Source organism: Algoriphagus boseongensis, from assembly GCF_004362805.1.
GTDB classification, from domain to species: Bacteria; Bacteroidota; Bacteroidia; order Cytophagales; family Cyclobacteriaceae; genus Algoriphagus; species Algoriphagus boseongensis.
Genome location: NZ_SNYF01000006.1, coordinates 709,411 through 728,861, shown reverse-complemented (window position 1 = coordinate 728,861; position 19,451 = coordinate 709,411). Strand labels below are relative to the sequence as shown.

The following is a 19,451-nucleotide window of genomic DNA, read 5'->3' as shown; positions in this document are numbered from 1 at the left end:
TGAAGATTAATGGGAAATTGCTAAACTAAAATTACCCTCTTCTCAAAACTTCGGAATCCCCACAAAATACAGATCAAATCCTCCCATCCCACCGGGACGATTGGAGGAGAAGATCATCAGGCGATTGCTGAAGTCGATGGCATCGGAAACCACCGGGCGATATTCGTCAAATTCCGAATTGATTTTTGGGCCAAAATTTACCGGTTCAGACCAGCCACTGCCGGTTTTTTGGGAATAATACAAATCGTATCCTCCATAGCCTCCAGGCCGATCTGATGAAAAGACCAAAATATCTCCATAAACAAAAGGCATATGCTCATTGGCAGTAGTATTTAGGCTCAGTTTTCGCAAAGTCTTAGTCTCCATTGTTAGCAAAAATTGAAGTACACTTTGAGAAGAGGGAATATCGGCTTCATAAATATCAAAGTGTCCTTCTTGGTCTGAGGTAAACAAAAGCAGTTCCGGTCTACCTTTAGAATTAGTCTCTGCCCCTTTTAAAAATTCCTTCCCATAAAAACTGGGATACATTTCACTTCCAGAATTTCCCATAATTCTAAATTTAGGAGCAATTCGCCCTTTAAAATCCACTTTTTCTGGCTCAACATGAATGGAATAAACCCCATTTTCTTCCCGGCTATAAAGTAATATTTGTCCCGAAGAGCTTTCTATAAAGCTGTATGGGCCTTTTTCATTTGAAGAAGATTCAGTTCTTCTGACCATATCTCGAAAGGAATCAAATTTGGGATCAAACAAGGTATTGGAAGAATTAAAGGTCAATAGTCCTTCCGACTTGTCCCAGTTGAAGTCAATAAAGGCAACAGTCAAGTTGAAATCTCGAGTTTGAGCATTAGACCGGTTGGTTGAAAAGACCAATGGGACCTGATGAGTAATGAAAGGAATATCAGAATTGATATCGTCATAGGGAGAGTTGATTTCCCGAAGATTAACTGGTTCTTCAGGAAACTGCCCATTTTTAAATTTTGGTGCACATCCCAAAGAGAAACCAAAAACTAAGCAAAGAATTAAGGCGGAATAGGATTTCATAAAAAGATCATTTAAAACTTAGGTGAAGAAAAAAAAATCTACTTAAAAATCAACAGTATTGCAACTATTTTTACCGCTATACATATTTTGATATTGGTTGAAGAAAAAACCACTATTTTCCAATCCCAATAAAACTTTACCCCATGAGAAAACAAATACTCTTTCTTTGGTTATTCGCTTTTTCAATAACCTTTGCGATTGCCCAGAACCAAAAACCCATGTCCTGGAAAGACGTTGCCACCTGGAAATCCATACCCAATGGAGGCTTTAAACTTTCCCCCGACGGACAATGGATGGCCTATGTACTCACCGGCCTGGAAGCTGACGGAGAATTAATTCTCCAAAAAGTGGCCGACACCACTTCCAAAAAGTCTTTCCCCATCGGAAATGCCAACTTCCCTAGCTTTGAATTCAGCGAAAACAGCCAATGGATTGCTTTCCGAGAGTACCCTAAGTTTTCTGAAAAGAAGGCCAATGAAAAAGCCAAAGGAAAACCTTTGAAGGAGAAAGTTCACTTGATCAAATTGGGAACCGAGGACAAAAAGACCTTTGAAGGTATAGGTGGATTTAGCTTCAATTCCGAGGCATCTACCCATCTCTTGATCAATTTACCAAAGGAGGGAAATGGAGATGCAAAGGGATCTGATTTGCTGATTCATAACTTGACCACCGGGAAATCCCAAAACTTGGGCAACGTTCGCGAGCATGCTGTCAACAAAGCGGGAACTCATCTTGCTTACACCGTGGATGCTGCCAATTCCCAGGGAAATGGCCTTTACCTGCTTAATCTTTCCAATAATTCCATCCAGGTTTTAGATACTGATGAAGCGGGCTATCAGAGTCTGAATTGGACTGAAAAAGGCGATGCTTTTGCTGCCCTTAAAATGAAGAAGGATAAAAAGTACAAGCAGGATTTGGGAACTATAGTAGGCGTGAAAAATCTCGGCAACCCTCAAGTCACGCTTTATGAAGCTGCGAAAGATTCCACAGGTTTTGACCAGAAATATACCATCAGTCCTAACCGTCGTCCGATGTGGTCGGAGGATTTGACCCGTCTTTTCTACGGTATTCATCCTTTGGTTTTAGCTGAAAAGGAAACGCCTAAAAAGGAGGTGGATGCAGATTCGGTAAAGGCTGCTGAAACCGAGCAACTGACTAAAATCATGGCAGACACCACGATAAAATCTCTTTCAGATTTACAAAAAGCCATAGCAAAACTGAACACAGGAAAAGTCGATGATAAAAAAGCCAACGATGCCAAAAAGCCCGAAATGACAATCTGGCATTGGAATGATGACCGTCTCCAAAGCCGTCAGCAGGTCATGGAAAACATGGACAAAAACTACAGTTTCTGGGCCATGTATGATGTCTCTGCCAAAAAGCACATCGCACTTCAGGACAGCAGCATGCGGGATTTGAATATTTTACCTCATGAACTTTATGCTTTGGGCTCAGACCAGCAAACCTATGAATTGGACATCAATCTGGATGGGCAGCAATACCGCGATTACTACATCGTGGATTTAAAGACAGGAGAAAAAACTCAACTTTTCGAGAAATTTTACCAGCCTTCTTTTGGCTCCATACCTCGCCCATCTACCGATGGAAAAAAGTTGCTTTATGGAAAAGATGGTCATTTCTATGTATATGACATCGCTACAAAATCGCATAGCAACATCACGGAAAAGCTTCCGGTAACTTTTGTCAATGTGGAAGACGATCACAATGTGGAAAAACCCATGGTCAGCCCCTGGGGATGGAGCAGCGACAGCCAATACGTCTTGTTAAATGACGGTTGGGATATCTGGCAAGTACCGATGAACGCCAAGGAATCTCCAATCAATTTGACCCAAAATGGAAGGGCCTCCAAAATCAAATACCAATACCGATTCAATCTGAATCCTGACGAAAAAGGAATTGACCTAACTAAAACAGTTTATGTCAGAACCTATGGAGAGCGTACTAAGAAAAGTGGAATTGCGACACTTTCTCCTGCCAAAAAGGGTGGGTTGATGGCTGGCGCAAAATCCTTGATTTGGGAAGATGCTGCAATTATGGATTTGGATAAAGCCGAGAAAGCTTCCGTTTACACATTCACCAAAGAAAAATTCAACGAGCCTACTCAAGTTTACCTAACTGATGCCAATCTGTCCAATCCCAAGCAACTCACCCAAAATGCACCGAATGCCAGTAAATTTGCTTGGTCCTCAGGTGTGAAGCTGATCGATTATGTAACTGCCAAAGGTGATTCTTTGCAGGCTGCACTTTTCTTGCCGGCAGGCTATGTGGAAGGACAAAAGTATCCAACGGTGGTTTACTACTACGAGAAGCTTTCCCAAACCCTTCACAACTGGTCCAACCCTAGCTATAGCGGTACAGGCTGGAATCCTAACCTGTACACCAGCAATGGCTACGCAGTCTTGATTCCGGATATTGTTTACAAACTGGATGATCCGGGAATGTCAGCCGTTTGGGCCGTGCTACCAGCGGTGGATGCTGCTATCAAAACAGGAGTGATTGACGAGAAAAATATGGGACTCCATGGACACAGCTGGGGTGGCTACCAAACTTCCTTCCTGATCACCCAGACCCCTCGATTCAAAGCCGCTGCAGCAGGAGCTCCTTTAACCAATATGATTTCCATGTATGATTTGATTTATTGGAATTCTGGAAGTGGTAATATGTCCATTTTCGAGGCATCACAGGGAAGATTCCGGGGAGGACCGTGGGAAAATTGGGAGGCTTACGAGCGGAATAGCCCGATTTACCATGTGAAAAATGTACAAACCCCCCTTTTACTTTTGCACAATGACAAAGACGGAGCGGTGGACTTTACACAAGGTGTGGAATATTACAACGCACTTCGCAGATTGAAGAAGCCCGTGATTATGGTTCAATACCTAGGTGAAAACCATGGTTTGGGCAAAACAGAAAACAGAAAAGACTATGCCGTCAGAATGATGGAATTCTTTGATCACCATTTGAAGGGCCAAGCTGCTCCAGATTGGATGAGTAAAGGAGTACCAAGACTTCAATTGGGAGAGCATTTAGAAGAAAGAGCCTTCTGAAACCTGAAGTTTGAATTTTAAAATCTAGAATCCCTCAGCTTAGGCTGGGGGATTTTTTTTTGAAAAAGCCCATCTTATTTGAGCGAAAAGAGTAAGTATCTTTGAAAAGAATCGGATAGCTCGTCCGATTTCATTAAGCCTAATACATCCCCTATGATCAGCCTTCTTGGAATGCTAGAATTTGATCTTCCGATTACCCATCAGGGGATGAAATTCTTTTTGATTTTGCTGATCATCCTTTTGGCACCTATGGTACTGAATAGGCTGAGAATCCCTCCGCTTTTGGGGTTGATTATCGCAGGCGCCGTAATTGGTCCCAAGGGACTAGAATTGATGGAAAGGGATAGTGGAATTTTACTATCCGGAACAGCAGGCTTGCTTTACATCATGTTCTTGGCTGGCCTGGAAATCGACCTGGATGAATTCCGCAAAAACAGCCGTAAAAGTTTCATTTTTGGGATGTATACTTTTTGGATTCCCATGATTTTGGGAACAGGCGCAGGACTATTCCTTTTCGAGTTTAGCATGAGTTCATCCATACTCCTAGCCAGTATGTTTGCTTCCCATACCCTGATTGCTTACCCCATTATTTCCAAACTTGGAGTCGCAAAAAATAGGGTGGTGACAGTCACCGTAGGGGGTACCTTGATCACAGATACATTGGCTTTGCTGATACTCGCAGTGATCGTTGGCATGGCCCAAGGAGAAGTGAATTTGGCTTTCTGGGTCAAAATGGCTGTTTCACTTGTGGTATTCGCTGTGCTGGTGTTGATCTTATTGCCCAAGTTTGGAGATTGGTTTCTCAAGAAAAATGAGGATAAAGTCACCCAATACATTTTCGTTTTGGCCTTGGTTTTTTTGGGGGCTTTGCTGGCTGAACTTGCCGGAATGGAAGGCATCATCGGAGCCTTTTTAGTCGGGTTGGCACTCAGTCCAATCATCCCAAGAACCTCTCCCTTGATGAATAGGATCGAGTTCGTCGGTAATGCGATTTTCATCCCTTTCTTTCTAATCAGCGTGGGAATGCTTGTAGATTTTCGGGTATTCATCAGTGATCGGGAAACCATTTTTGTGGCAACGGTAATGACTATAGTTGCCACTACCGCAAAGTATTTGGCTGCTTTGGCTGCACAGAAATCATTCGGCTATTCCATTGCTGAGAGAAGAATCATTTTTGGCCTAAGTAACGCTCAGGCTGCTGCAACTTTAGCGGCGGTTTTGGTTGGGTACAATACGGTTTTGGGGACAAATGAATTAGGGGAACCCATTCGCTTGCTTTCTGAATCTGTCTTGAACGGGACCATAGTCATGATCTTGGTGACCTGTACCATTGCCACACTTGAAGCCCAAAAAGGAGCACAAAAACTGATTCTATCCGAAGCAGGTCTCTCGGAAAGCTCCACTAAAGAATGGCCAGAAAAATTCCTCATCCCTATCCGAAATGAAGAAACGGCGGAGGAGCTACTCTCCCTTTCTGTTTTCCTGAAATCCTCAAGAAAAGAGAGCTCTCTTTACGGATTGAGCATTCTACATCCCGAAAATCAGGAACAGGATGCCGAGGTCAAAGCCCAAAAGACCCTGAATAAAGCGAGTATTATAGCTTCTGCGACGGATAATTTTCTGATTGAACTGCTCCGCTATGATTCGGATGTGGTGCATGGCATAGCCAGTGTCGTTCATGAAAATAAAATCACCGACCTGATTCTCGGTCTTCATATTCAGCAGAATTTGAACGATTCTTTTCTGGGAAAAATGACCAATTCTCTTTTGGAAAAGGTCAATGCGACGACCTATATCTACAAGCCCCATCAGCCTTTTTCATCCCACAAAAGGCATTTGGTATTGATTCCACCCCGGGCTGAGGAAGAATTAGGCTTTCCGTTTTGGTTGAAAAAGATCTGGAACATTGCCAAGAATTCCGGGCGGAGAATGATCTTTTATGTCAATGAGGACACCAAAGCGTTTCTTTTAAAAATCCTTGAAAACAACCCAATTCGGGCAGATTTCAGACCTTTCCCAAGTTGGGATGATCCCGGCAATTTGAATATCCTCCTCAAACCGGATGATAACCTTATCATGGTTTTGAGCAGAAGGGGAAATCCTTCCTACCACCCCAACATGGATTTGGTGCCTGAACTGGTGCAAACCTGGCTCAAGGACCATAGTTTTGTTTTGGTTTTCCCAAATCCCTTGGACGCAAGAACTATTCAGTCTCACGACTTTTTGCACAGCAATTTGGCAGGTCCCAGAAGTAGATTTGAATTGATTCGAGCTGGGATTTCTAGACTTTTTCCCGGAAAATAGAAATCAATCTCCGCTTACATCCAAATAGCTGTACCCTTTTTGATCGAGGGTAATGAAAGCATATTTCGCAGACATTGCCTGAGAAACCATAGGTGTGATTTGGTCTTTGGAATAGTTCCAAAAGGTCATGCTTTGGGCACAGACATAAAACTCCACTCCAACTTCCTTAAGCTTTGCTAAGGCCGGGAGATTGGGATTCGGAATACCATATTTCTTTTGGTACTCCTCATCGGTAAATATTGCAGGAGTGATCCCGCCATGAAATACCCCGGCAATTTTTAGCTTTTCTTTCGGTACCCCATTCGCGATTCCCAGATTATAGGTTCGGGCTACTTCTAAAATAATCGGATGAATCGCAGTGGAATCTTTCACTCTTCCATAGAGGTCGATGGCCACCTGATATTCCAAGGTCGGATCATAAGGTAAAGCTGGATTTTCAACTGGAATCACCCCAACCCAAGGATGAAAATCAAGGACTGGGTAGGTCATTTTATCTTTGATATGGGGAGGCATATCTCCCTGGGCAAAAGCTTGAATTCCCGAAAAAAGAATAATGGCAAAAGAAAGGATCAATTTCATAGCAAATGAGGTTTAGGTAAGTCTGGAAATTAGCTTTTTTTCCTTGTTTTTCAACTTTTTAAGGATTTCTAAAAGCCAAAAAATATTTTTTCAAGGGCAAGAAAAACAGCTATTTTTTCCATTTACATTTGAAGAATTTATCCACTAAAAAATCTTACTCTTATCCCATTTTGGCTATGTTTCTTCAGATCATTTTATTGATTGTAGGCTTGGTTCTTTTAGTCAAAGGAGCCGATTGGTTGGTTGACGGAGCGTCGGTTTTAGCAAAGAAAAAAAATGTCTCCGACCTGGCTATCGGATTGACCATTGTGGCTTTTGGAACTTCCGCTCCCGAACTTGTAGTAAATGCTGTTGCAGCTTCAGGCAACTACCCTGATATCGTTTTTGGCAACATCATCGGTTCGAATAACTTCAACTTGTTTATCATTTTGGGGCTTTCAGGCTTGATTATTCCTTTGTCTGTTCAGTCAAGTACGGTCTGGAAAGAAATTCCCTTTTCCCTTTTTGCAGCCATTGGCTTATTCTTTTTAGCCAATAATTATTTCCTCACCGAGTCCCGAGAATTGTCCAGATGGGATGCCGCCATCTTATTGGTATTGTTTGGAGCCTTCCTTTACTATGTGGCGACTCAACTAAAATCCGAACCCTCTTCAGATACTCAGGAAGTCAAAAACTATTCTACCGCCAAAATCTGGGGATTGATCATTATCGGCTTGGCAGGACTCGTGGGTGGGGGAAAACTGGTGGTAGATAATGCCGTTGCCATGGCCCAATCTCTTGGAGTAAGCGAAAAAATCATTGGACTGACCATCGTAGCAGCAGGAACCTCACTTCCCGAACTGGCAACCTCTGTAGTGGCTGCAATGCGGAAAAATGCAGATATCGCCATTGGAAATATTATCGGCTCCAATATTTTCAACATATTCCTGATCCTCGGGGTAAGCGGGTTGATTCGACCATTGGAATACAATGTCTCCTTTGACACCGACCTTTACATACTCATGGGAGGAACCATCTTTTTATTCTTCGCCATGTTTACAGGTAAACGACACAAATTGGACCGTTGGGAGGCCTTCTTATTACTTTCCACCTATTTGTTATACACAGGTTATCTGGTCGGACTAGAATCTTAATATAAATTTAGTTGTTAGTTTCAATTGAGTTAGATACTTTAGTTTCTAACTCAATTGCTATTTTATGCTCAGACTATTTTTCAGTCTTTCGCTGGCTCTCATAGCCTCAGTTGGCTTTGCGCAGGTGGGGCTTTTTTCAAAAAATGACTTGCAAATAAAGATCTCGCCGCTTGCACTTTTCGAACCCGAAACGATCGTCATTCAAGGCGGAATCGAATATTTCTGGAGTGGAAAAGTAAGTACGCAAAGCGAGATTGGAATCAATGGAGGCCTTTTTGGAATGGAAGCTGGAAGAGGAAGTAATGAAAATTTTGCCTTTTTCAGATCTCGAAATGAAATCAAGGTCCATCTAAAAAAAGGGTATGTCGCCGCAGAATTATTCTATGTTCAAAAAAACTTTGAACGGTTAAATGATGGCTATTTCAACGGGGAATTGGGAATAGGATATGAACGCGCTGCCATCGATTTCAAAGTAATTGGACATGGTTTGAAAATTGGCTGGGAAAAGTTTGTGTCCAAAAATATTGTGATTGATCGTTACCTCGGGGTGGGATTTCGGCACAGAAATAATCAAGTAGAAGTTTTAGAAGGGGGAACACCAGGCTTTCCTGTAGAAAGCGGATCCTTTACCGGAGACCGATACCGTTACCTTGGCTGGTCTACTGTACCCAACCTTACCCTTGGATTGAAAATTGGGATAATGACCAAATAGATCCTTACTATTCATCCAATTGGTAGAATGAAATTTTGCCAAGTCAAGAAAATAAACCACTGATATAATTTCAGCAAAGCTCTTCTAAATGGCTGATTATCTTGTGATCTAGAATACAGAAAATCTCTGTATACAGCACAAACCTATGAAGCCCAAGTACCTGTTTTTCCTTTTGATTTCAGCTTTTTTGCTGAATTCTCACCTCACTCTTTCTCAACAAGGCCGGGGAAAAGTCCGTGGACTGGTTCAGGACAAGTCCAATTCCTCCCCATTACCTTTTGCTACAATCGGAATTTACTCGGAAAAAGACAGCCTCATCGGAGGAGGAATATCCGATGAAAACGGGAAATTTTCAGTAGACCTGCCTTTTGGGAAATTTTATGGCTTAGTAGAATTTATGGGCTATGAGGCCATGAAAACAGAAGTCTTCCTCCTTTCCAGAGAAAATTCAAACTTGGATTTAGGCTCCCTATCCCTCACAACTTCTGCAGAAAATCTCGATGAGGTGGTAGTTCAGGGTGAAAAAACTATCATGGAGCTTTCCTTGGACAAAAGGATTTTTAATGTCGGGAAGGATTTAGCCAATACCGGTGGAACTGCATCGGACATTTTGATGAATCTGCCTTCGGTTGCGGTTGACCCCGAAGGAAATGTACGACTGAGAGGCTCCAGCAATGTGAGAATTTTGATTGATGGAAAACCATCCGGATTGGTGAGTTTCAAAGGATCCTCAGGACTCCGACAACTCCCCGCCAATATGGTCGATCGAGTAGAAGTAATCACTAATCCCTCAGCTAGATATGAGGCAGAAGGGATGGCCGGAGTGATCAATATTATTTTGAAAAAAGACTCTAAGCAGGGATTCAACGGCTCATTCGAAGTAATTGGAGGCTACCCCAAAAATCTTGGGTTTACGGCCAACCTGAATTACCGGAAAAACCGAATCAACTGGTTTATCAATTATGGCTTGGCTACTCGACGACAGCCTGGAAGAAGCGAATTGTATCAGGAAGTTTATAATGAGGACGGTACTACCTCGATCCTTTTGCAAAACAATGTTTTAGATCTAAAAACCCTAAACAACAACCTCCGCGGAGGATTGGATTACTTTTTCAATGAGAACAGTGTACTTACCTTATCCTACCTATGGAGGAGAAGTGATGCGCATCGAATTCTGGATATCCGCTATGAGGATTACCTGAACACTACCAGTGATTTTCTTGGATATTCTCTTCGGAGACAAGATGAAACCGAAGACGAACCCAATAAAGAAGCCATAATAAGCTATAAAAGAAGATTTGAGCAAAAAGGGCATGAGTTGAATGCTTCGTTTACCTACCTGAATTACTGGGAGAGATCGGATCAGATTTATACGGAATTTCAGTTTACTCCTGAGGAAAAACCCATACCAGAAAATGATTTGGTTCAAACTTCCTTGAATGATGAATTCGAAAATCAATACCTGCTTCAAGTGGATTATGTCAAACCTTTTTCCAACAAAGGAAAACTTGAGACAGGCTTAAGAACCAGCTTCCGAGAAATGAAAAACGATTACCTGGTTCAGGAAAAAAATGAGTCGGGAGATTTTGTCACCATTCCTGGCTTGGACAATGTTTTCCTTTACGATGAAAATATTCTGGCAGCTTACGGAATTGTTGGAAACGAAAGCGGGAAATGGAGCTATCAAGCGGGACTTCGAGCAGAGCACACCGATGTCAATACCATCTTGGTAGAAACGAAAGAAGAAAATCCCAGAAAATACACCAACCTTTTCCCCAGTGCTCATTTGACCTTTAATCTGACCGAGGAAAATGCTTTTCAGCTTAGCTATAGCCGAAGGATCCGAAGACCTGTTTACAACGACTTGAGTCCTTATGTCACCTTCTCCGATCAGCGAAATTTCTTCAGCGGAAATCCTGACCTGAATCCTGAGTATACAGATGCCTTTGAATTGGGACATATCAAGTACTTTGAAAAAGCTACGCTCTTTTCAACTGTCTATTTCAGAAATACAGTAGACAAAATCGAGCGAATCCGTCAGGTAAATGAGGATGGCTTTTCTGTGACCTTACCCTACAATTTAACCGGGGAAAAATCTTATGGCGTTGAATTTAGCGGGGATTATAAAGTCAATTCCTGGTGGAAGCTGGACTTCAATGCCAACTTCTTCCATGCCCGAATCAATGCAAGCAACATCGGACAATTGGAAATCAGGACTACTTATTCCTGGCTTTTCCGCCAAACTTCCCGATTTACCTTTGGAAAAGGTTGGGATCTTCAACTGAGAGCCAATTACGATGCGAAGCAAAAAACTGCTCAGGGAATCCGAAAGGGGATATTCTTTATGGATTTCTCCGCGAGTAAACGAATCCTCCAAGACAGAGGCAGCTTGATCCTGAACATCACCGATGTGCTCAATTCAAGAATCAGCAGATCCATCATCGAGGGAGAAAACTTCTACACGGATATAGAATCTCAAATGGTCCGTCGGCAGACAAACCTTACCTTTGCTTACCGCCTAAAACAATAATCGCCCTTACCCTAACCCCTTGCTGATTCAGCAAACCCAGTATTCATGCGTATCTCTTTGCTTTCAATTCTTCTGCTGATTGGAATTTTTCTTGAAATTTCAGCTCAAAAAATCAATGCAGAATACCGTTTGAACATTAGAAAAGCCAGTTCCCCGATTTTAATCGATGGGGTTATGGATGAGAAAGCTTGGGAAGATGCCGAAGTCGCGACTGATTTTTTCATGATCACGCCGATGGATACCAGTTTTGCACGAGTCAAAACTGATGTAAGAATGAGCTATGATGAAGAACATCTCTACCTCATTGTGATCAATCATCATGCAGTGGAAGGTCCTTATATGGTGGAGTCTTTGAGAAGGGATTTCAGCTTTGGGAAAAATGACAATTTCTTGCTGTTCATGGATCCCTTTGATGATCAAACCAACGGGTTTTCCTTTGGTGCAAATGCTGTGGGAGCCCAGTGGGACGGAATTATGTCCAATGGAAATCAAATGGATCTAAGCTGGGACAATAAATGGACGTCTAAAGTCAAGAACTACGAAGACAAATGGATTTTTGAAGCGGCGATACCTTTCAAATCCATTCGTTACAAAAAAGGGATTACTGAGTGGGGAATTAACTTTTCAAGACTCGACCTAAAAACCACAGAAAAATCAGGTTGGGCACCAGTTCCTAGGCAATTCCCCTCCTCCACTTTGGCTTATACGGGTATTCTGGCTTGGGACAATCCTCCGCCCCAAGCAGGTCCAAATGTCTCTGTAATTCCTTATGTCTTGGGAGGAGTTTCCAAAGACTTTGAAAATGGAGGCGATCCGAGCTACAGAAGAGAAATCGGCATGGATGCCAAAATCGGCTTGACCTCTTCACTCAATTTGGACCTAACGGTAAATCCTGATTTCTCTCAAGTGGAGGTAGATCGACAGGTTACCAATTTAGATCGGTTTGAACTGTTCTTTCCTGAGCGTAGACAATTCTTCCTGGAAAATGGAGACCTCTTTGCCAACTTTGGCTACTCGACCATTCGACCTTTTTTCTCTAGAAGAATAGGACTAAATGCTCCCATACAATTCGGAGCAAGAGTCAGCGGAAAAATCAATAAAGATTGGAGAATTGGAGCAATGACCATGCAGACCGGAGAGGTAGAAGAAGACGCACTTCCCTCCCAGAACTTCACGGTCATGTCTGTACAAAGACAGGTGGGAGCCAGGTCCAATATTTCTGCAATTTTTGTCAATAAGCAATCCCTTCACTACGATCCAGAGGCCGTCGAAGAGGAAAAGCCGATTTATTCTGAATTCAACCGAAATCTAGGTTTGGAGTACAACCTGCTTTCCAGAAATAATCTCTGGACCGGGAAAGCAATGGTTTTAAAGAGTTTTGGACCGGACAACCAGTCAAATGGATTTGTCCACGCAGCCAACCTAAAATACGCTAGTGGAAACCTGACCTGGAATTGGCAACATGAATATGTATCCAATGACTATACTGCCGAAGTGGGTTTTGTTCCTAGAAGAGGGTATTACAAAATCAGCCCTCAGGTAGGCTATCGCTGGTTTCCAAAAAGTGCCAAAATCCTCAGTCATGGACCTGATGGCAGTTTGACTCTTTTCTACAATACCAAAGGGGTGCAAACGGATAATAATTCCTATATCTCCTATAATGTGCGCTTCAGGAGCCAGAGCAATTTTACCACATATATAACATACGACTTCATCAAGCTCCAAAGGCCATTTGACCCGACTAATTCTGGAAAAGAAAAGCTACCGGAAGGAACCGATAATTATGCTTTTGGATGGAGAACAGAATATACCTCCAAACCTCAAAGCATTTTTACCTATGGATTTTCAACAAGAATTGGTGGGTACTACGCTAATGGAAATCTGTATACTTTCACAGGAGACTTGGGATATAGATTTCAGCCTTATGTCAGCCTAGCCCTAAGTAGTACCTACAATCAGATTCAACTTCCTGAGCCTTGGGGAAACACAGACTACTGGCTCGTCGGACCACGAATTGATGTGACGCTTACCAATACTGTCTTCCTAACCACATTCGTCCAATACAACGAGCAGATCAAAAACATCAACCTGAATACCCGATTTCAGTGGAGATTTGCCCCTGCCTCTGATCTTTTCTTAGTCTACACAGACAATTATCTGCCCGAACCATTCAATGTCAAGAATAGATCTCTGGTATTGAAGTTTACTTATTGGTGGAATATTTAATGAAGTTGAGAAAATCCATTAGGGTTTAACTAATAGATTTGTAGCCCAACTGATATTTTTTTATTTTAGGATATGACTCAAATTAGAATTCCATCTCCCTGTTCCCAAAACCCTAAAAACTTCACCCCAAGTAATCTTGGAGGATTTTGTCAGGCTTGCCAGAAGGAGGTAGTGGATTTTCGAAAGATGAATCAACAGGAAGTATTGGAATTCATTACTGAAAACCCAAGTAAGAGTTGCGGGATTTTTAAAAAATCTCAGGTTTTCGATCTATCCGAACCCCAGAAAACAAAGAAGCTTGGACTTTTTTGGATAGTTACTGCCCTTGGAATCCTAGGATTTAGTCTTCCTTCCTCCGGAGTAAATCAGGGATTTTTGGATCCCACTAAGACAGAAATTTCTTTAGAAAATTACTTTCCAAAAAAGGGGTCTAGTATTAGTAAAGTCTTAAAAGGTCGAGTATTCTCTGGTGAGGACAAACAGGCACTTCCCACCACGACTATCCTTATTAAGGGTACTACCATTGGAGTCCATACAAACCTGAAAGGAGAATTTGAATTGGTCATCCCAGATTCTATAGCCAAAAATAGAATCACGCTACTTATTTCTTTTGTCGGATACCAAACGGAATTGAAAAAGGTTAATTTGAAGAAAGACAACCCCAATTTGGGAGATATATTTCTTAAAGAACACGATAGTGTCTTAGGTCCCTATGGTTTGATTACTCCCAAAAAGTCCTTCTGGGGACAATTAATTTCCTATTTTAAAAATCAGGGAAATCAGAACTCAGCCTGATTAGGGAACCAACCATGTACCTTTCCAGTCCTTTCCCTCTTTAGAAAATCTAAGCCGTAGATGTGTCAATCCATTTAACTGTAAGACTTCTAGAGTTTGTGGAATAAACTTCAAAACCGTGAAATTCTGATCATCGATAGCATCAGGCCAGTCCCAGGCTTGCTCGGGATTTTCGATTTCTTTTCCGGGAGGTAAAATAGAAGCATAAGCCTTTTGGGCTTCGCCTTGCACTCGCTTCCAAAGGTCTTTTGCTAATTCATCTTGATGGTGAATTTCAGTTTCTGACTGAATCCGAATCTGAACCCGTTTTTGAGGATGATAGAAATGAAGGGCAACTTTGGGGTTTTCCTCAAGGGATTTGATTTTCTCTGATCTTGAATCGGTGAAAATGTAAAAATTGAGGTCCTGATCCACTTTTCTCAAAACCACCGTTCTTACTTCCGGAAATTCTTCTCCCATAGTCCCCAAATTCAGGTATCGAAAGGGATGTTTGGGATCAAGCGCTCCTCGATAAAGCTCATGAGCTAGGGTGTCCCAGATTTCAGAAATGGTATTTTTGGAATCAATCAGCATACACTTCTCTAACCGAATTTCATCTCACCTGTTTTAAAAAAACAAAACCCCTGAAGCCAAAAGACTTCAGGGGTTTACTCAACTTAAAATTTTTGAGAGTTGATTTAAACCTCTATGGTATCCACATTTTTGAAATAAACCTGCTTTTCAGCATCCAAATCCACCAAAACTGCAGAGTCACTTTTGATATATCCTGAGAGAATTTGCTTGGAAAGCTCATTCAAAATCAGTCGCTGCATAGTTCGCTTCAAAGGTCTGGCCCCAAACTGAGGATCAAACCCGACCTTGCCCAAATAATCGAGAACTTCCGGAGTGGCTTCAATTTCAATATTAGCCTCAGCCAATCGCTTTTGAATCTCTCTCCACTGAATATCCACAATTTTTCTGGTCACAGCTTTGGTCAAAGGTTCAAACATGATCACCTCGTCTATTCTGTTGAGAAATTCTGGTCGAACAGATTTTTTCAACAAATCATAGACTTCTGATTTAGTCTTTTCCATCACCTCATCCTTGTTCCAGTCTTCCATCTCGGCAAATCGCTCCTGAATCAGGTGAGAGCCGATATTGGTAGTCAGGATAATGATGGTGTTTTTGAAGTTGGCGATTCGACCTTTGTTGTCGGTTAATCGTCCATCATCCAAAACCTGAAGCAGGATATTAAAGACATCTGGGTGAGCCTTTTCGATTTCGTCCAATAAAACCACAGAATATGGTCTTCTTCGAACGGCTTCAGTCAATTGTCCACCTTCATCATACCCGACATAGCCTGGAGGCGCTCCCACCAATCGGCTTACGGAATGCCTTTCTTGGTACTCAGACATATCGATTCTGACCATGGCATTCTCGTCATTGAAGAGATATTCGGCCAAAGCCTTTGCCAATTCGGTCTTACCAACCCCGGTAGTACCCATGAAGATAAAACTACCAATCGGGCGCTTGGGATCTTGAAGTCCTGCTCGGCTTCTTCTTACCGCATCAGAAAGTGCTGAAATAGCCTCTTTTTGTCCGGCTACCCGCTTTCCTAATTCATCTTCCAAGTGAAGTAATTTTTCACGTTCGGATTGAATCATTTTACTCAAAGGAATTCCTGTCCATTTGGATACCACTGCTGCGATATCTTCCTGATCGACTTCTTCTTTGAGCAAAGGAGAACCTGCCTGCATTTCCGCCAATTGAGATTTGAAGGATTCCAATTTCTTTTCCGCCTCCACAATTTTCCCGTATCGAATCTCGGCTACTTTGCCAAAATCCCCGGCTCGCTCAGCTTGTTCGGCCTCCAGCTTAAGCTTTTCAATACTCTCTTTCTCCCGCTGAATGCCCATGATGACTGCTTTTTCGCTTTCCCATTTAGCCTTCACGGATTGCCTTTTTTCGGATAATTCCGCGATTTCTTTACTAAGCACCACTTCCTTATCCTTATTATTTTCTCTTCGAATCGCTTCCCTTTCGATTTCCAACTGCATGATCCGACGGTTGAGTTCGTCAAGCTCCTGAGGTAGAGAGTCAATCTCCATTCTCAATTTAGCTGCAGCCTCATCCATCAAGTCAATTGCTTTGTCTGGAAGAAATCGATCAGAAATGTAACGCTGAGAAAGCTCAACCGCAGCAATAACCGCGTCATCCTTGATTCTCACCCCGTGGTGCAATTCGTATTTATCCTTAATCCCTCGAAGAATGGAAATGGCATCAGCCGCATCCGGCTCATCCACAATTACAGCCTGAAAACGTCTTTCCAAGGCTTTATCCTTTTCGATATACTTTTGGTATTCCTTCAAGGTGGTAGCTCCGATAGCATGCAATTCCCCTCTGGCCAAAGCTGGCTTGAGCAAGTTTGCGGCATCCATAGCTCCCTCTCCTCCGCCTCCGGCTCCGATCAGGGTATGGATCTCATCAATGAAGAGAATAATCTCTCCATCAGAGTCGGTCACTTCCTTAATCACAGCCTTCAAACGCTCCTCAAATTCCCCTTTGTATTTGGCACCTGCTACCAAAAGTCCCATATCCAAAGAAATTAAGGTCTTGGATTTAAGATTTTCGGGTACGTCACCCGAAACGATTCGCTGGGCAAGTCCCTCCACAATGGCTGTTTTTCCCACCCCTGGTTCACCCAAAAGGATAGGGTTATTTTTTGTCCGTCTTGCCAAAATCTGCAACACGCGCCTGATCTCTTCATCTCGTCCTATTACTGGGTCTATTTTCCCTTTTTTGGCGAGTTCATTTAGATTTTTGGAATACTTTTCCAAAGCTCTGTATTTGCTTTCTGCGTTGGGATCGGTCACTTTATTTCCTTTTCTTAGTTCCTTGATTGCTTCAATCAAAGGCTTTTCAGAAAGCCCCTGATCTTTGAGTAGTTGGGAGGTTGAATCACTTCCCGCTAAAATTGCCAAAAGCAAATGCTCTATGGCAACATATTCATCACCAAAGGTTTTTAGATGGTCTTTTGCCTTGGTCAAAACCTGATTTGCAGCATTGGAAAGATAGGGTTGCTGATTTCCCCCACTTACTTTGGGGAGTTTTTCCAGCTGCCCATCAAGCTTCTGTGTGATCAATTGCTTATTGACTCCTAATTTTTTGAAGAGGAAATCAGTGACATTTTCGTCCTCAGAGAAAATCCCTTTCAGCAAATGAGCAGTCTCAATATTCGGCTGGCCAGAGGCCATTGCCAACTCAGCGGCTTTTTGTATGGCCTCCTGAGATTTGATAGTAAATTGCTTGAAATCCATGTCGATTGTTAGTGGTTTAGTAGTCTGATCTCCATGGATCAAAAGCTTCGCCAAGGCGTTTTTTAAGCCAAAATGGCCGATAAATCAGTTCAAAAATGAAGAAAATGGAATTTTTGACAGGGAAATTCTCTTAAAGTCTAATTTTAGCCAAGCAGGAATGAGGCAATAGAATGATACTAAGCACCTGGCCTATTTGGTAGGCTTTTCTGATTCTTTGGCTGTAATAGCTACACCCATATCAATAAGTAATCCCGGGTGTTCCTTGATAAGTGAATCCACGACTTCTTGGCTTACTTTGGTATTCCAGAGATAGATTCTTTTTAAACTTTTGGGGGTAAGTAAAATTTTCAATCCTGAATCACCAACCGAAGTATTGTAAAGATTGATAGATTCCAAATGCTCCAGTTTACCTAAAGGAATCATTGCCTTATCGGTGATGGAGTTGTTATCCAATACTAATCGAGTGAGGTTAGAGAATTGGTCAAAAGAAGAAAGCCAAGAATCCTCAATTCCACTTTCCCCGAGATCCAACCAGGTGATTTGTCCTTGAATTGCTTGAAGCGAAGTGATGTTTTCCTGAGTCAGTTTTCCCTTTGCTACTACTTCCAGCAAATTATTCTCTTCTGATATCGCTTCTACCTTAAATCCATTTTCTCGAATTGAGTTTAGAACCTCCTCAGTCACCGGATCAACTTTTACTTTTTCGTAATACGGCTTTTTCTGAGTCGAAACCTGATAAGCCTCCTGAATCAGCAATTTGATATTTTCCGGGATCTCATCACTCGTGACAGAAAGGTCCAGAGGCATTCCGTTTTCAATCCAAAAGCTAAGTAAGGTTATTTCAGAAAAGGATAAAGGATCTCCCTTCGGAGGCATGTATTTTCGACTCGATGGATCCAAAGTAACCCGAGTAAATAACTCGCTCAAATGAGGACTACCTTTCTCGAAAACCGATCCATTATCTCCCCCCAGCTGCATAGCTTCAAAACTGCTCAAATCCAAGCCACCCTTTTTCTCGCTCTCATTATGGCAACTTGCACACTTTTGAGTAATAGCCGGAATGAGAATATGTTGAAAAACCAATGTTGAATCAGGGTCGGAAGGCATCGGAGATTTTGAATTTTCTCCTTCCCCATTTGTGATCAAATTTTTCAAGAATTCTGGAGCATATTCAACAAGATAGTTTTCCCCATGAGTTAGCGTACCTCCCAAATGCCCTGTGACAGAAATGAGTAAAACCAAGCTTCCCAAAATCAACCCTATCCTTTTTTTCTCTTTTTGAAGGTGAATTGAATTCGTTTCTGGACTTTCATGTCTCAAAACTTTTCCCACGAAATAGAGTGCACCAAATGAACCCAAAGCAACTGCAATTCCCATCCATCGATGCCAAAACAGAGTTTGCTCCGGATATCCTCCTTCCTCAGCTAATAAGAACCCAATGATCACTGAAAACAAAGCACTTATGGCTCCGAGAGTTAGGATAATAGGAAGCGCTTTAATTAGAAAATTATACTTTTTGAAATATGATAACAGAAAAAAAGCTGCGCCTAAAATCAAAAATCCTATGGGAAGGTGAACTATAAGGGAATGAAATCGACCAAAAAATAAAGTCGAATCTGACTGCAAAAGAATATTCATAAATGCATTTTGGACTTTATTAAAGTTAACATTTGTAACTTAGAAATATCCAAACACTATTCTATTATTTCATATTTATTCAAAATATTATTCCAGTGATCTTTTTTAATTCAAAATACAAAAGCC

12 protein-coding genes are annotated in these 19,451 nt (G+C 41.9%); 7 read left to right on the top strand and 5 right to left on the bottom strand.

Going from position 1 to position 19,451, the window contains the following annotated elements; genetic code table 11:
* Positions 1-42: 42 nt before the first annotated feature.
* On the bottom strand, positions 43-1,044 hold the full coding sequence (locus DFQ04_RS10805; RefSeq protein ID WP_133555666.1) for a PD40 domain-containing protein: 1,002 nt from the start codon (positions 1,042-1,044) through the stop codon (positions 43-45).
* Positions 1,045-1,187: 143 nt separating this feature from the next.
* Between DFQ04_RS10805 and DFQ04_RS10800 the strand changes: the two genes are divergently transcribed.
* Entirely contained in the window at positions 1,188-4,112 is a 2,925-nt protein-coding gene (locus tag DFQ04_RS10800; protein ID WP_133555664.1) for an alpha/beta hydrolase family protein, read from the top strand.
* A gap of 153 nt (positions 4,113-4,265) precedes the next feature.
* Positions 4,266-6,416: a cation:proton antiporter gene (locus tag DFQ04_RS10795; protein WP_133555662.1), complete on the top strand. Its 2,151-nt coding sequence runs from the start codon at positions 4,266-4,268 to the stop codon at positions 6,414-6,416.
* A gap of 3 nt (positions 6,417-6,419) precedes the next feature.
* Here DFQ04_RS10795 and DFQ04_RS10790 read toward each other — a convergent pair whose 3' ends face one another.
* On the bottom strand, positions 6,420-6,995 hold the full coding sequence (locus DFQ04_RS10790) for a DsrE family protein (RefSeq protein WP_133555660.1): 576 nt from the start codon (positions 6,993-6,995) through the stop codon (positions 6,420-6,422).
* A 176-nt stretch (positions 6,996-7,171) separates the two neighbouring features.
* On the opposite strand from DFQ04_RS10790, the gene DFQ04_RS10785 reads away from it, so the two are divergent.
* From DFQ04_RS10785 to DFQ04_RS10765, 5 genes are all read left to right on the top strand, one after another.
* Positions 7,172-8,128 (top strand): calcium/sodium antiporter, encoded by a 957-nt coding sequence (locus tag DFQ04_RS10785; RefSeq protein ID WP_133555658.1) that lies wholly within the window; start codon positions 7,172-7,174, stop codon positions 8,126-8,128.
* 64 nt (positions 8,129-8,192) lie between these two features.
* On the top strand, positions 8,193-8,840 hold the full coding sequence (locus DFQ04_RS10780) for a hypothetical protein (RefSeq protein WP_133555656.1): 648 nt from the start codon (positions 8,193-8,195) through the stop codon (positions 8,838-8,840).
* Between the two features lie 145 nt (positions 8,841-8,985).
* Positions 8,986-11,370: an outer membrane beta-barrel family protein gene (locus tag DFQ04_RS10775; protein ID WP_133555654.1), complete on the top strand. Its 2,385-nt coding sequence runs from the start codon at positions 8,986-8,988 to the stop codon at positions 11,368-11,370.
* Between the two features lie 45 nt (positions 11,371-11,415).
* Positions 11,416-13,596, top strand: coding sequence for a DUF5916 domain-containing protein (locus DFQ04_RS10770; RefSeq protein ID WP_133555652.1), 2,181 nt, complete (start codon positions 11,416-11,418; stop codon positions 13,594-13,596).
* A 72-nt stretch (positions 13,597-13,668) separates the two neighbouring features.
* The gene (locus tag DFQ04_RS10765) at positions 13,669-14,391 is read left to right on the top strand and encodes a carboxypeptidase-like regulatory domain-containing protein (RefSeq protein ID WP_133555650.1); all 723 of its coding nucleotides are present in this window, start codon (positions 13,669-13,671) and stop codon (positions 14,389-14,391) included.
* Here the strand turns inward: DFQ04_RS10765 and DFQ04_RS10760 are convergent, their stop codons facing one another.
* The 3 genes from DFQ04_RS10760 to DFQ04_RS10750 all read right to left on the bottom strand — a co-directional run bounded on the left by DFQ04_RS10760 (position 14,392) and on the right by DFQ04_RS10750 (position 19,325).
* A complete protein-coding gene (locus tag DFQ04_RS10760; RefSeq protein WP_133555648.1) occupies positions 14,392-14,964 on the bottom strand; it encodes a pyridoxamine 5'-phosphate oxidase family protein in 573 nt (190 codons plus the stop codon). It abuts the gene before it with no gap.
* 104 nt (positions 14,965-15,068) lie between these two features.
* Entirely contained in the window at positions 15,069-17,687 is a 2,619-nt protein-coding gene (gene clpB, locus DFQ04_RS10755) for an ATP-dependent chaperone ClpB (RefSeq protein ID WP_133555646.1), read from the bottom strand.
* A gap of 189 nt (positions 17,688-17,876) precedes the next feature.
* On the bottom strand, positions 17,877-19,325 hold the full coding sequence (locus tag DFQ04_RS10750) for a c-type cytochrome domain-containing protein (protein WP_133555644.1): 1,449 nt from the start codon (positions 19,323-19,325) through the stop codon (positions 17,877-17,879).
* Positions 19,326-19,451: the final 126 nt, after the last annotated feature.